Genomic DNA, 12,923 nt, shown 5'->3' with positions numbered 1-12,923 from the left:
GGCGCCCGCTGCTCGTCGCACGCGCGCTCAATGGGTGATAACCGCGATCCTAACCATCCGGTTGGGAGAGCAGTAGAAAGGATCTGGCCCCGGCGAACCGGTGGGCGCGCTGGGGCTAGACCCGCTCGGCGATGACGAAGTCGGAGAAGGCGTCGTCGTCGTCGGCCAGCGGGACGTTCTCGTTCCAGCGGCCCAGCCGGCGCATCTCGTCCGTCGAGCGCTGCGCCTGCGCGCGCCAGCCGTGGTCGTTCAGCCAGTCCGTGACGTCCGCCCGGTGCTCGTCGCGGTACATCAGCTCCCCGACGTCGACGGTCTCCTCGATGCCGAGCTCGTCGGCCACCTTCCGGAACCGCTCGCGCATCTGCTGCCGACGCTCGTCGGCGTGCGCGGGCGCGGTCTCCGCCGACACCCGGCTTCCGGCCGGGCTCAGCTCGCCGATCTGGGTGAACAACCGGTCCTGCGCCTCGGCCGGCAGGTACATCAGGAGACCCTCGGCCAGCCACGCGGTCCGCGCCGTCGGGTCGAAGCCCGCGGCGCGCAGCGCGGCCGGCCAGTCCTGCCGCAGGTCGATGGCCACCGCGCGGCGGTCGGCCGAGGGCGCCACCCCGTGCTCGGCCAACGTGGCGGACTTGTACTCGAGCACCTGGGGCTGGTCGATCTCGTACACCACGGTGCCCGCGGGCCAGTCGAGGCGGTACGCGCGTGAATCCAGGCCGGACGCCAGGATCACCACCTGCCTGATTCCGGCGGCGACCGCATCGTTGAAGTAGGTGTCGAAGAAGTGGGTGCGCACCGCCTGATAGCTGCGCATGTGTTCGAGCTGCGCCGCCGACTCGGCATCGAGGGCTTCCACCTTGGCCGCGACGTCGGGGTCCAGCATGTGCTCCCACAACACCCCGGCGCCGGCGTTGGTGACCAGCAGCTTGGCGTACGGGTCGCGGATGAGGGGGTCGGGCCGTTCGGTTTCGACGGCCCGGGCGGCGGCGACCATCACCGCCGTGCTGCCGACACTGGTCTTGATGTCCCAGGTGTCGTCGTGGGTGCGCAGGGAACTCATCGCGGTGCTCCTTGGGTTGGGGGAAGTCAGGCGGTCGGCTCGCCGAGACGCGCCCGCAGCAACGTGCTGCGCACCGCGTCCTCGGCCAGGTCTTCGGGAACCGGGCGGCCCAGCCGGGCCATTTCGTCGTGGTTGTCCACGGTGCGTACCTGCCAGCCGTGGTCGCTCAGCCACCGGGCCGCGTCCGACCGGTCCGGTTCGTGATAGGTCAGCGCCTGCACGTTGACGTCCAGGCCGAGCCGTTCCCGCATCCGCAGCCAGCGCTGCGAATTGCTCCGGGAGTTCAGGCCGAACGCCTCGATGGCGACCTGGCTGCCCGGGGCGCTGAGGGCGGTGAAGAGTTCGAAGAGGCGGTCCTGCGCGTCGCTTGGCAGGTACGGGAGCAGGCCCTCGGCCAGCCAGGCGGTCGGCCGGGTCCGGTCGAATCCCGCGGCGACCAGCGCCGCCGGCCAGTCGTCGCGCAGGTCGACGGCGACCGGGCGGCGGTGTGCAGTGGGTGCGGCGCCCTGCTGCTGCAGAATGCCGCCCTTGTACTCGAGCACCTTGGGCTGGTCGATCTCGTAGACGACGGTGCCGTCCGGCCAGTCCAGGCGGTAGGCCCTCGCGTCCAGCCCGGCGGCCAGGATGACCACCTGGCGAATCCCGGCCGACACGGCGTCCGCGAAGTACTCGTCGAAGAAGTGCGTCCGCACCGCCTGGTAGTCGATGCCGAGGCGATGCGCGCGGCGTCCCTGCTCATCGCCGTCGAGCCAGGCCATCTCGGGATCGGTGAGCCGGGCCCATGCCGGACCGGCCGACGAGACCAATACGCGCGCGAACTCGTCGCGGATCAGCGGAGCGCGTCCGGCGGTTTCCGCCGCCCGCGACGCGGCGACGCCCAGCGCGGTGGCACCGACGAGTTCGGTGATGGCCCAGCTGTCGCCGGCAGTTCTCAGGGAAGGCGGTAACGACTCATCCAGATCAGTCATGACCCGACCATGCTACCGGGATAAGTTAGTTAGCCTATACGCTTTGTGCGCAACTTCACTGCGCCAAGGGCGCCTAGGAGCCCGGCCGCCAGAGCGCGCCTTCCATCAGCTGTCGGAGCATCCCGGTCACGGCCAGCATCTGCTGGGGGCTCTCCACCCAGCCCGCGTACAAGCCGACACCGCACATGATGACGACCAGGGACTCGACCAGCGCCGACGCGTCGATGTCGGCGGCGACCTCGCCGCGCTGGATCGCGTCATTGACGACCCGATCCAAAAATTCCCGGACGGCGCGCACGGACTCATTTTCGGTCTTGTTCCACTCCGGGTGCCGCTGCGACTCGAGTACCCCGGAAATTATCAGCGCCGACCCCGACGGATTCTCGGAATTGGCGCGCACCGCCGCGGAGATAAATGTCGTCAGCTGCGCCACCATTGTGGTCTCCCGATCGGCCTCTCTGATCCCGGCTCCGATGATGGCTTCATTCGTTTGCTCCAATACCTCTCGATACAAGACGCGCTTGCTGGAGAAGTAATGGTTGATCGCCGGCCGGGTCAGATCGGCGCGGGCCGCGATGGCCTGAAAGGTCGCGCCGTCGTAACCGCGTTCGCTGAAGACCAGGCGGGCGGCCTGCATGATTCGCTGTCGCGTCTCATCGGCCTTGGCGGCAGGGGGGCGTCCTGGCCTGCGCCCCTCCCCTGAAGACATCGTTAAAGTGTGCCACCGCCATGGTGCGGCATTAGCGCATTTGGCGGAATGCTGCCGAACTTGCCGGCCTGGTAGTCCTGCACCGCCTCGACCAATTCGGCCCGTGAGTTCATCACGAAAGGGCCGTAGTGGAATACCGGTTCGCGAATGGGTTGGCCACCCAGAAGCAGCACATCCATGGCCGGTGTGCGCGACGATTCCTGCGCCCGGTCGGCCCCAACGGTGATCCGATCTCCAGGCCCCAGCACCCCCAATTGGCCCTCGCGAATCGGGTGCGCGACCGGTCCGACATATCCGCTTCCGGACAACACGTACACCAGCGCATTGAAATCGCGCCGCCACGGAAGGTTGAGGCGGGCGCCCTTTTCGATCGTGGCGTGGGCGAGGGTGATCGGCGTGTGGGTGACGCCGGGCCCCCGGTGGCCGTCCACCTCGCCGGCGATGATGCGGACCAGCGCCCCGCCGTCATCGGATGCGATCAACTTTGCGTCGCCACCCTCGATGGCCTGGTACCTCGGCGGCGCGAACTTGTCCTTCTTCGGCAGGTTCACCCACAACTGGATGCCGTGAAAGAGGCCGCCGCTGTCGACAAGTTCGGCGGGCGGCGTCTCGATGTGCAGGATGCCCGAACCCGCGGTCATCCACTGCGTGGCGCCGTCGGTGATCAGGCCGCCGCCGCCGTGGGAGTCCTGGTGGGCGAACTTGCCGTCGATCATGTAGGTGACCGTCTCGAACCCGCGGTGCGGGTGCCAGTCGGTGCCCCTCGGCTCGCCCGGCTGGTATTCCACCTCGCCCATCTGGTCCATGTGCACAAAGGGGTCCAGGGCGGCAGCGCTCACCCCGGCGAAGGCGCGGACGACGGGAAAGCCCTCCCCCTCGTAGCCGCGCGGCCCGGTGGTGATCGACCGGACCGGGCGCTCGGTGTCGGCGGGGACGGCCGCGCCGATGCGCGGCAACGTCAGCGTGTTGGCGGTGATGGCGGGCATGTGACCTCCGTATTGAGAACTGCTCCGAATAACCGGACTGCGGTCCAGTTATTCCCCGGGTGCGTCACGGCGGGGCTGCATAGGATGACTTGATGTTTGGGGGACGCGAGCCGCGACCGAGAGCCCGGCCCGCACCGTGACCGAACAAACGGATGACGAACCCCGGCCCGCGGTGGCCCCGGCGGCCTCGACCCCGGGCGCCGGCGGACGATTCGGGGCTTCGATCAGGAGGTCCGGCTACCTGCAGAAGTGGTTGCTGCTGGGCGTCATGATCGGCTTCGTCGCCGGCCTGGGAGCCGTCGTCTTCTATCTGGCCCTGAAGTACACCGGCGAATTCCTGCTCGGCTATCTCGGCGGCTACCACATCCCGACGCCCGTCGGCGAGGGTGGCGGCCACGGCGACACCGGTTTTCGCCGCGCCTGGGCGATCCCGTTGGTGACGACGGGAGGCGCCTTGCTGTCGGCCTTCATCGTCGCGAAGCTCGCGCCCGAGGCGACCGGCCACGGCACCGACCAGGCCATCGAGGCCGTGCACGATGATCCGCGCGCCATCCGGTTCCGGGTCGTGCTGGTGAAGATGGTGGCCAGCGCCTTGACGATCGGGTCGGGTGGTTCGGCCGGGCGGGAGGGCCCGACGGCGCAGATTTCGGCGGGCTTCTGCTCGTTGCTCGCTCGGCGGCTCCACCTGTCCGACGAGGACGGCCGGATCGCCGTCGCCCTGGGCATCGGCGCCGGGATCGGGGCCATCTTCGCCGCGCCGCTCGGCGGGGCGGTCCTGGCCGCGTCGATCACGTACCGCGACGATTTCGACTATCGCTGCTTGCTGCCCGGATTCATCACCTCCGGCACGGCCTACGCGGTGCTCGGCGCGTTCCTGGGTTTCGATCCGCTGTTCGGCTACATCGACGCCGAGTACCGCTTCGAGAGGGCGTGGCCGCTGCTGTGGTTCGTGGTCATCGGCCTGGTCGCTTTCGCGGTCGGGTACCTGTATGCGCGCACGTTCCACGCCGCGGTGCGGCTCACCCGCCGGCTGCCGGGCGGCCCCGTGCTCAAACCGGCGATCGGCGGGCTGCTCGTCGGGTCGCTGGGGCTGGTGGTCCCCCAGATCCTCAGCAGCGGCTACGGCTGGGCCCAGCTGGCGGCCGACCGCGGCTCGCTGCTGACCATCCCGTTGTGGATCGTGGTCGTGCTGCCGATCGCCAAGATCGTCGCCACGTCACTGTCGATCGGCACCGGCGGATCCGGCGGACTCTTCGGGCCGGGCATCGTGATCGGAGCCTTCGTCGGGGCCGCGGTCTGGCGGTTGGGCGAGCTCTCCGGCCTGCCCGGGGTGCCGCATGAACCAGGGATCTTCGTCGTCGTCGGCATGATGACCTGCTTCGGCAGCGTCGCGCGGGCGCCGCTGGCGATCATGATCATGGTCGCCGAGATGACCGGCTCGTTCTCCGTCGTGCCCGGAGCCATTCTTTCGGTCGGCATCGCGGCGTTGCTCATGTCGCGCACCAACGTCACGATCTACGAGTCTCAGCGGCTCAACCGCGAGACCGCCGCCGCCGAGCGCGAACGCCGCGCGGAGGGCCGCCGCTAGGAGTCGCGCGCGCTGCGGGCGGCGTCCTGCTCGGTGGCGGACCCCTCGTGGGTCAGCTTGCCGCCGGCGCTCTCCAGGTGAGCGCGGACGAACCACTGGAACTTCTCCAGGTTCCCGGCCTGGTCGATCAACAGATCCTGGGTGACCGGGTCGAGCTCCTCGGTCTCCTCGATGTACTTGCGGATGTCCTCGATGACGCCGGTGTAGACCAGGTCCAGCGCAGCCAGGTGGGCCTGGACGGTGTCGCGGCCGACCGAATAGTCGTCCCAGGTGCGGTCTTTGACGATCGCTCCCGGGGTGCCCTGGGGTGACCCGCCGAGGGCGGCGATGCGCTCGGCGACGTCGTCGGCGAAACCGCGGACGGCCTCCACCTGCGGGTCGATCATCTCGTGCACACCGATGAAGTTGGGCCCCACCACATTCCAGTGAACGTGCTTGAGCGTCAGGTGAAGATCGTTGTAGGTGCTCAGTTGCTTCTGCAGCAGTTCGGTCAGCCGCGCTCCCTGTTTGTCGGTGAGCCCCGGGATGGTGAACTGTGTCATCGATTTCCTCCGTTTCGCGCACGGTCACGTCTCCGCAGTGGGTTACCCGATGGCCGTTGCCGAAAACGCCGCCCCAGCGAGGCCATGACCACGTTTAGAGCTCGCTGATGTGCTGCACGGGTAGCCGGGCGCCCCGCCGCGGCTCGTAGGCCAGTCCGCTGGCCTCGAGCAGCCGGACCACCCGGTGCCGGTGCGGACGCATCGGCTCCAGCAGCTCGAGCATGCCCGCGTCGTCGACCGGGCGGCCCACCAGCGTCCAGCCGATCATCTTCGGGACGTGGTAGTCGCCCACCGACAGCGCGTCGGCGTCCCCGAACGCCCGTTGCGCGGTTTCGGCGGCGGTCCATTCCCCCACCCCCGGCAGCGACGTCAGCGCCTCGCGGGCCTGCGCGGCCGGACGGGCTGCCAGCCGTTCCAGCGAGGCGGCCCGCCGCGCGCACGCCACCAGGGTCTGCGCGCGCCTCGGGTCGACGTTGGCGCGATGGAATTCCCATGACGGTATGTATCGCCACACTTCGGCCGGCGGCGGCACCCGCATCCGCGCCGGCGCCGGTCCCGGGGCCGGTGAGCCGTACTTGGACACCAGCAGGCGCCACGACCGGAACGCGTCGGCACCGGGCACCCGCTGCTCGATGATCGCCGGGATCAGAGCCTCCAGCACCAGCCCGCTGCGGCCCAGCCGCAAGTGCGGGACGCGACGGTGCGCATCGGCGACGATGGGATCCCGGGGAACGAAATCCGAAGCGTCGTCCTCGGAGCCCAGCAGCGCGGGCAGCCGTTCGACGAACTCGGGCGCCCCGCCGCCCCATGCCACGCAGTGGGCGGCGTTGGCCGTCGAGCGACTGATCCGGGCGGTGACCGGCCCGGTGGGCAACAGGCTGGTCCGCCAGATCGCACCGTCGCCGGACGCGTGAAAACAGGGATCCCCGAAACCGCGGCGAAGCGGCGCCAACGTGTGCCCGAAGCTGACCGCCCCGGGGAACGTGACCGTGCGCGCGATTTCCACCGACCGACTCTCATTGACCGTTAACGATGTGCCAAGTCAATATTGCGGTGTGATGACGCCGTTCGATGACCCGCAGGGCGAACTGGCCTGGATGTTCCTGCAGAGTACGAGCGACGGCGGCGACCTCGACGAGGGCTTCTCGCTGCTCAGCGACGACTTCACCTACTGGTCACTCGTCACGCGCGCCTCCTGCGACAAGGAGACCTTCCGCCGGGTGGTCGAGCGGCGCAAGCGGGAACTGGAGCTGACCGTCGATCTGGTGCGCTGCGTCAACGAGGGGGAAACGGTGGTGGTGGAGGCGCAGGCCACCGGCACCACCACCGGCGGCGTCGAGTACGACAGCCCGTTCGTCTGCATCTTCGACACCCGCGACGGGCTGATCGTCTCGATGCGCCTGTACAGCGACACCCGGGCCCACGAGGCCGCGCTGCCCGGGTGGACTTTCTAGGCCGTCGAAACGCTGATGTCGGCCTTGTTCGGGTAGAACGCGACATGCCCGGCGATCGCCGCGACCGCCGGATAAGGCTGCTCGTAGGTCCAGATCACGTCCTCGACGGTGTCCCCGGCCGAGCTGGTCACGCTGTAATAGCTGGCTTCACCCTTGAAGGGGCAATACGTGCTGGTGTCGGTGCGGGTCAGCCGGTCCTGCAGCACGTCGCTCATCGGAATGTATTGCACCGCAGGCAAAGTGGCCTCGCGCAATTCGAGAGCGGCCGTCGTGTCGGCAACCAGCTCGCCGTTGACGCGGACCTGGACCCGCCCCTTCGTCGGCTCGATGCTGATCGGGTGGCCAGCGCTGGGTTCTTTGATTTCGGGGTGGCTCATGGTCTCCTCCTAGTCGCCGATAGCCGGTTCAACACGAGCCGGGGCCCGACCCTTCCCGATCAGGGCGCCCGAACGCGTAGCGGTGATATTGCGCCATATTGGCCACGGCCGGAACCAACGACATGACCTTGCCCATGACTCGGGCTGAGCGGGGCAACTGTGGGAAGGTGTCCGACTCAAACCATCGTTCCCAGGCCAGCAGCCGCACCGTTGGCACGGCTCCGATGATGTCTTCGGGCCCGTTGATTACCCAGTGCAGCGTGGAACCTGACCGTCGCACCACGGTGTTGAGCCATTGTGACTTGATTCCGAGCCAATTGAACGCGTCAAACTGGAGCTCACCCGAACCGAACCGCTCGACCACCCGGCGCAGCAGCGCGGTGCCGTCCTGCTCGGTGAGATACATGGTCAGCCCCTCCCCGATCATCAGTGCGGGACGGTCGGCGGGGACTTCCGCCAGCCATGCCGGGTCGGTGACCGAAGCGGCCACGATGCGATAGTGATCGCGGCTCGGGTAAAGCTGGGCGCGCAACGCTGCGACCTCGGGGTAGTCCACGTCGTACCACTCCACGTCCGGGCCTGGCTGCAAACGGAAAAACCGGCTGTCCAGTCCGCAGCCCAGGTGCAGCACGACCGAGCGCGGGTGCGCAGCAAGGAATTTGCGCGTCCACCGGTCGAAGTGCGCCGACCGAGTCGTCACTGACGGCGCCCGCCGCGCGGTGATGGTCGTTTTCTTCCAGTCGTAGTCGATGCGCTCGACGACCTCCTTGGCGTACCGGTCGCCCAGAATCGGTTTCGGGAAGTCGGCGTCCAACGCCTTGGCGTACAACGTCGCCAGCATGGTCTGGGGCGCCCCGCTGAGGTCGACGCTTACCTTTTCGGTAGTCACGCCGGCCGAGGCTAGTCGCGAGGCAACCGCACCGGTCGAGTTGAACGCCCGGCGGCGCGGCGTTCAGCCCGGCGTCGTGCTCCTACCCTTGGCGCCTTTGAGCTCCGTCCAGAATCGGGCGGCCTCGCGGATCGATTCCTCGACCGGGCGCGGCTGCCAACCCAATTCGCGCTTCGCCTTGCTGCTGTCGACGTCGGCCTCGGCGCGCATCATGCGCACCGACGCCAGGCTGAGTTCGGAGTCCTTGCCGGTGAGCCGGGCCTTCAAGGTGCCCACCGCGGCCAGGGCATAGAGCATCGGCACCGAGATCGAGCGTTGCGGCGGCGGAACTCCGGCCTCGTCGGCGGCGATGCGCACGACGTCGTTCAGCGCGATCATCCGCTCCGACACCAGGTACCGCTCACCGGTGCGCCCACGCTCGGCGGCCAGGATCATGGCCCGCGCGGCGTCGTCGACGCCGACGACTTCCAGCTGAATGCCGTTCATCAGGAAGGGCAGCTTGCCGAAGACCGCGCCGGCGATGAAGGCACCGTGCGGCGTGCCGCCCCAGTCACCGCTGCCATAGGTCGTCGAGACGCACATCGCGATCGCGGGCAGCCCGGCGTCGGCCACGTACCGCATCACCAGGTCCTCGGCCTGGACCCTGGACTGGACATAGGGGGTCAGCCCCCGCGGGCTGATCACGTCGTCTTCGGTTGCCACGTGCCCATGCCGCCGGCCCACCGTCGCGTAGGTGCTGGTGAAGATGAACCTGCGCAGGTCGGGTTGGTTGACGGCGACATCGAGAACGTTGCGCAGCCCTTCGACGTTGGTGCGGAACAGCGGCGCCGGGTCGCGTAACCAGGCGCGGGTGTCGACGACGCAGTAATAGACGTCGTCGACACCGTCCATCGCCTCGCGCAGGGTGGCGTCGTCGAAGACGTCGCCGTGGAACCGGGTCAGCTCGAGGTCGTCGATCGAGCGGGTGTTGGCGTTCGGGCGCACCATGGCGCGCACTTCGAAACCATCGGCCACCAGCTGGCGGGTGACGTGCGAACCCAGAAAGCCGTTGGCGCCGATGACGAGTTTGGGTTTGGTGCCCAAGGGTTTCCCTTCTCTCACGGTTGCCCGCCGCCGTTCTCCTGCATCCACCGCGCGGCGTCTTCGTCGAGCGTGCCGAGCGCCTGGGCCTTGCGGCACCACTTCATGCCGGCGCGCAGGAAACGCAGCGGGTTATAGATGTCTTCCTGTCGGCACCACAGACCGTCCCCCGCGTAGGTGACGATCGAGATGTTCGTGGCGCTGATGACGCTGCCGTCCCCAGGGTCGCGCATGGGGTTGTCCAGTTCGCAGATGATCCGTCCGCGTGCCTCGTCGATGACCGACCACAGCGACGGGAAGGCCACCATGTGGCTGCCGGGGTAGGTCGTCATCGTGCGCTTGATCCATTCGCGGACCTCGTCGCGGCCCCGCATCGTGCCCGCCGCGTGCTCGACGTACTCGACGTCGGGTGTGTACTGCTCGACCCAGGCGTCCCAGTCGCGGGTTTCGGCGGCCCGGGCCACCGTCTCCTCGAACTTCTGAAAGGCGGCGGACAGTTCGCTGCGAGTGAATTCCTGCGTCGTCATGTGGCGGCATTTCCCGAGATCGTCGCGACGTTGCGGCTCATCGGCGGAGTGTAGCCTGGGCGGCATCGTGGCCCATGAGGAGGACGAGCAATGGCAACCCAAAAAGCGATCCTGGCCGGCGGCTGTTTCTGGGGGATGCAAGAACTCATCCGCAAGCAGCCGGGCGTGGTTTCGACGCGGGTCGGTTACACCGGTGGCGACGTCCCGAACGCCACCTACCGCAATCACGGCACGCACGCCGAGGCGATCGAGATCGTCTTCGACCCGGCGGTCACCGACTATCGCACCATGCTGGAGTTCTTCTTCCAGATCCATGATCCGACAACGAAAGACCGCCAGGGCAACGACCGCGGACCCAGTTACCGGTCGGCCATCTTCTACCTCGACGAGGAGCAGAAGCGGATCGCGCTGGACACCATCGCCGACGTCGAAGCCTCCGGGCTGTGGCCCGGCAAGGTCGTGACCGAGGTCAGCCCCGCCGGGGATTTCTGGGAGGCCGAGCCCGAGCACCAGGATTACCTGCAGCACTACCCGAACGGGTACACCTGCCACTACATCCGGCCGGGCTGGAAACTGCCGCGCCGGGCCACCGCGGGCCAGTAGACGGGGAGCTTCCGCTCAGCGCCGGCGCACCACGACCCGTCCGCCGTCCTTCGGCGTGTAGGCGACCCCGCGGCCATGCCACCGCTCGCCGGGCGCCGTCGTGGTCTCGATGGTGAAGTGCCGCAACACCGTTCGCAGCACGACGTCCATCTCCATGTTGGCGAAGGCGGCCCCCACGCAGCGACGGGTGCCGCCACCGAACGGGATCCACGCGAAGGCCGACGGCTTGGTCCCGACATACCGTTGCGGATCAAATCGCTCCGGATTGGCGAAAACGTCGGGGTTTTCGTGAATTTGCGCGATGCTCACCAGCAGGGATTGGCCACGGGGAATGACCCATTCCCCGAGCTGATACCGCGGCGGATAGACGCGCCGGGCGGCGAAGTCGATGACCGTCCGGGCCCGCTGCACCTCCAGGATGGTCGCCTGGCGCAGCTCTTGGCCGCCGTTGTCCGCCTCCTCGACCAGCGCCGCCAGCACGTCCGGGTGCCGCGTCAGCCGCTCGAACGCCCAGGCCAGCGTGGAGGCCGTCGTTTCGTGCCCGGCGGCCAGCAGGGTGAGCAATTCGTCGCCGATGTCCTTGCGCGACATGACCGAACCGTCGTCGTAGGTGCTGCGCAGCATCAGTGCGAGCACGTCGCTGCGTTGGTCGAAGTTCGGATCGGCCCGCTCGGCTTCGATCAGCCTGTCGATGACGGTGTCGTATTGGCGGCGCCATTCGTCCAGGCGCCCCCACGGGGTAAAGCGCCCGTAACTGCGTTGCGGTTTGGGCATCGTCGCCATCCGTGAGCCCAGCGTGACCCACGGCGGGATGAGCCGGCGCAGCTCGTCGAGTTCGGCGCCTTCGGCCCCGAATACGGCGCGCAGGATGGCATTCAGCGTGATGCGCATCATCGACGGCAGCGTCGCGAAGGCCTCACCCTCCGGCCAGCCCGCTGTTTCCCGCAGTGCCTCTTCTTCGATGATCTCCTCGTACTTCTTCATGCTCTTGCCGTGGAACGGCGGCGCCAGCAGGCGCCGCCGGCGGCGATGGTCCTCCCCGTCGAGTGCGAACACGGACCCGGAACCGAACAGCCGGCTCAGGTTCGGCTGGATGTTGCCGAGCTCGTCCGGGCTGGTGGTGAAGATCTGCTTGGCCAGTTGCGGGTCGGCGACCACCACGACCGGGCCGTAGATCGGGAGGTTCAGCGTGAAGACGTCGCCGTGCCGGCGGGCCAGCCGCTGAATCATGCCCCGTCGCGAGACCGCGAAACCCAACCCCTGCAACAACTTCGGCAGCCGGGCTGCGGGGGGCAACCTGACGGCCGCGGTTGCCGGTGGGGCGGTGACGACTTCACTCATGGCGGACTGCTCCCCACATTCGCCCCGGGCACCGGGGTGGTACTGCCGTGTACCAGAACCTTTGGAGATACGGTACTCTGAGGTACCACAGCCTGACAAGGGTGCCGCACTTATCGAAAGGGGCGCCGGCCGTGCCATCAGCGGCGACAGCAACGGCAGACGAAGCGGTACTTGGCGACCCGTTTCGGCTCAGGTTGCTCGAGGGCCTCGCCACCTCGATCGCAGAGCGCGGCTACCGCGCCAGCACCGTCGCCGACGTCGTTCGTAACGCCCGCACGTCCAAGCGCACCTTCTACGACCAGTTCGCGAGCAAGGAAGAGTGCTTCCTGGAGCTGCTGGGGGCCGACATCGAAAAGCTGGGCGAGTGCATCGTGGCGGCGGTCGACCCGGAGGCCGACTGGCACCAGCAGATTCGTCAGGCCGTCGAGGCGTACGTCGGTTACATCGAGTCCCGGCCGGCCCTCACGCTGAGCTGGATCCGGGAACTTCCCTCGCTCGGAGCCGCCGCGCGCCCGGTGCAGCGCCGAGGCCTGCAGCTGCTGTCCAGCCTGCTGATCGACCTCAGCGCCAGCCCCGGCTTCCAGCGGGCCGAGCTGCCGCCGCTGACCGCCCCGCTGGCGGTCATCCTGCTGGGGGGCTTGCGCGAACTGACCGCGCTTGCCGTCGAAGACGGCCAACCGGTGCGCGGAATCGTCGAGCCGGCTGTCGACGCCTCCATAGCCCTGCTCGGCCCGCGGCACTAGGTTCAAATCGCCCGCCTCCTCAGCCGGCCTTTCGGCCCGCATCGTCGCCGGGCTAGGTT

15 protein-coding genes are annotated in these 12,923 nt (G+C 68.3%); 4 read left to right on the top strand and 11 right to left on the bottom strand.

From position 1 onward, the window contains the following. Positions 1–115: 115 nt before the first annotated feature. From G6N37_RS20905 to G6N37_RS20890, 4 genes are all read right to left on the bottom strand, one after another. Positions 116–1,048 carry a class I SAM-dependent methyltransferase gene (locus G6N37_RS20905; RefSeq protein ID WP_174813968.1) on the bottom strand — a complete coding sequence of 311 codons (933 nt, stop codon included), beginning with the start codon at positions 1,046–1,048 and terminating at the stop codon, positions 116–118. Positions 1,049–1,083: 35 nt separating this feature from the next. After that, entirely contained in the window at positions 1,084–2,025 is a 942-nt protein-coding gene (locus G6N37_RS20900; RefSeq protein ID WP_163683334.1) for a class I SAM-dependent methyltransferase, read from the bottom strand. Positions 2,026–2,098: 73 nt separating this feature from the next. After that, positions 2,099–2,734, bottom strand: a complete 636-nt coding sequence (locus G6N37_RS20895; RefSeq protein WP_163683333.1) for a TetR/AcrR family transcriptional regulator — start codon at positions 2,732–2,734, stop codon at positions 2,099–2,101. Between the two features lie 2 nt (positions 2,735–2,736). Further along, positions 2,737–3,720, bottom strand: coding sequence for a pirin family protein (locus G6N37_RS20890; protein WP_163683332.1), 984 nt, complete (start codon positions 3,718–3,720; stop codon positions 2,737–2,739). A gap of 172 nt (positions 3,721–3,892) precedes the next feature. On the opposite strand from G6N37_RS20890, the gene G6N37_RS20885 reads away from it, so the two are divergent. Beyond that, positions 3,893–5,308 carry a chloride channel protein gene (locus G6N37_RS20885; RefSeq protein ID WP_163685331.1) on the top strand — a complete coding sequence of 472 codons (1,416 nt, stop codon included), beginning with the start codon at positions 3,893–3,895 and terminating at the stop codon, positions 5,306–5,308. Here the strand turns inward: G6N37_RS20885 and dps are convergent. Together dps and G6N37_RS20875 are read right to left on the bottom strand one after the other, a co-directional pair. Beyond that, positions 5,305–5,850 (bottom strand): DNA starvation/stationary phase protection protein Dps, encoded by a 546-nt coding sequence (gene dps, locus G6N37_RS20880; RefSeq protein WP_163683331.1) that lies wholly within the window; start codon positions 5,848–5,850, stop codon positions 5,305–5,307. The two genes, G6N37_RS20885 and dps, sit on opposite strands and share 4 nt — an antisense overlap. A 94-nt stretch (positions 5,851–5,944) precedes the next feature. Continuing rightward, on the bottom strand, positions 5,945–6,856 hold the full coding sequence (locus G6N37_RS20875; RefSeq protein WP_163683330.1) for a DNA-3-methyladenine glycosylase family protein: 912 nt from the start codon (positions 6,854–6,856) through the stop codon (positions 5,945–5,947). 49 nt (positions 6,857–6,905) lie between these two features. Here G6N37_RS20875 and G6N37_RS20870 point away from each other — a divergent pair, with 49 nt between their 5' ends. After that, positions 6,906–7,304 carry a nuclear transport factor 2 family protein gene (locus G6N37_RS20870; protein WP_163683329.1) on the top strand — a complete coding sequence of 133 codons (399 nt, stop codon included), beginning with the start codon at positions 6,906–6,908 and terminating at the stop codon, positions 7,302–7,304. Here G6N37_RS20870 and G6N37_RS20865 read toward each other — a convergent pair. The 4 genes from G6N37_RS20865 to G6N37_RS20850 all read right to left on the bottom strand — a co-directional run bounded on the left by G6N37_RS20865 (position 7,301) and on the right by G6N37_RS20850 (position 10,177). Beyond that, positions 7,301–7,681, bottom strand: a complete 381-nt coding sequence (locus tag G6N37_RS20865) for a DUF427 domain-containing protein (protein ID WP_163683328.1) — start codon at positions 7,679–7,681, stop codon at positions 7,301–7,303. The two genes, G6N37_RS20870 and G6N37_RS20865, sit on opposite strands and share 4 nt — an antisense overlap. A gap of 28 nt (positions 7,682–7,709) precedes the next feature. Continuing rightward, complete coding sequence (locus G6N37_RS20860; protein WP_163685329.1) at positions 7,710–8,522, bottom strand: class I SAM-dependent methyltransferase; 813 nt, start codon at positions 8,520–8,522, stop codon at positions 7,710–7,712. Between the two features lie 111 nt (positions 8,523–8,633). Then, a complete protein-coding gene (locus G6N37_RS20855) occupies positions 8,634–9,653 on the bottom strand; it encodes an NAD-dependent epimerase/dehydratase family protein (protein ID WP_163683327.1) in 1,020 nt (339 codons plus the stop codon). 14 nt (positions 9,654–9,667) lie between these two features. Next, on the bottom strand, positions 9,668–10,177 hold the full coding sequence (locus G6N37_RS20850; RefSeq protein WP_163683326.1) for a nuclear transport factor 2 family protein: 510 nt from the start codon (positions 10,175–10,177) through the stop codon (positions 9,668–9,670). Between the two features lie 90 nt (positions 10,178–10,267). On the opposite strand from G6N37_RS20850, the gene msrA reads away from it, so the two are divergent. Further along, positions 10,268–10,780, top strand: coding sequence for a peptide-methionine (S)-S-oxide reductase MsrA (msrA, locus tag G6N37_RS20845; RefSeq protein WP_163683325.1), 513 nt, complete (start codon positions 10,268–10,270; stop codon positions 10,778–10,780). A 15-nt stretch (positions 10,781–10,795) separates the two neighbouring features. Here the strand turns inward: msrA and G6N37_RS20840 are convergent, their stop codons facing one another. Next, positions 10,796–12,121, bottom strand: coding sequence for a cytochrome P450 (locus tag G6N37_RS20840; RefSeq protein ID WP_163683324.1), 1,326 nt, complete (start codon positions 12,119–12,121; stop codon positions 10,796–10,798). Positions 12,122–12,252: 131 nt separating this feature from the next. Between G6N37_RS20840 and G6N37_RS20835 the strand changes: the two genes are divergently transcribed. After that, complete coding sequence (locus G6N37_RS20835) at positions 12,253–12,864, top strand: TetR/AcrR family transcriptional regulator (protein ID WP_163683323.1); 612 nt, start codon at positions 12,253–12,255, stop codon at positions 12,862–12,864. Positions 12,865–12,923: the final 59 nt, after the last annotated feature.

Source organism: Mycobacterium seoulense (assembly GCF_010731595.1).
GTDB lineage: Bacteria > Actinomycetota > Actinomycetes > Mycobacteriales > Mycobacteriaceae > Mycobacterium > Mycobacterium seoulense.
The sequence above is the reverse complement of the archived record's forward strand: the minus strand, read 5'-3'. Positions and strand labels throughout refer to the sequence as shown.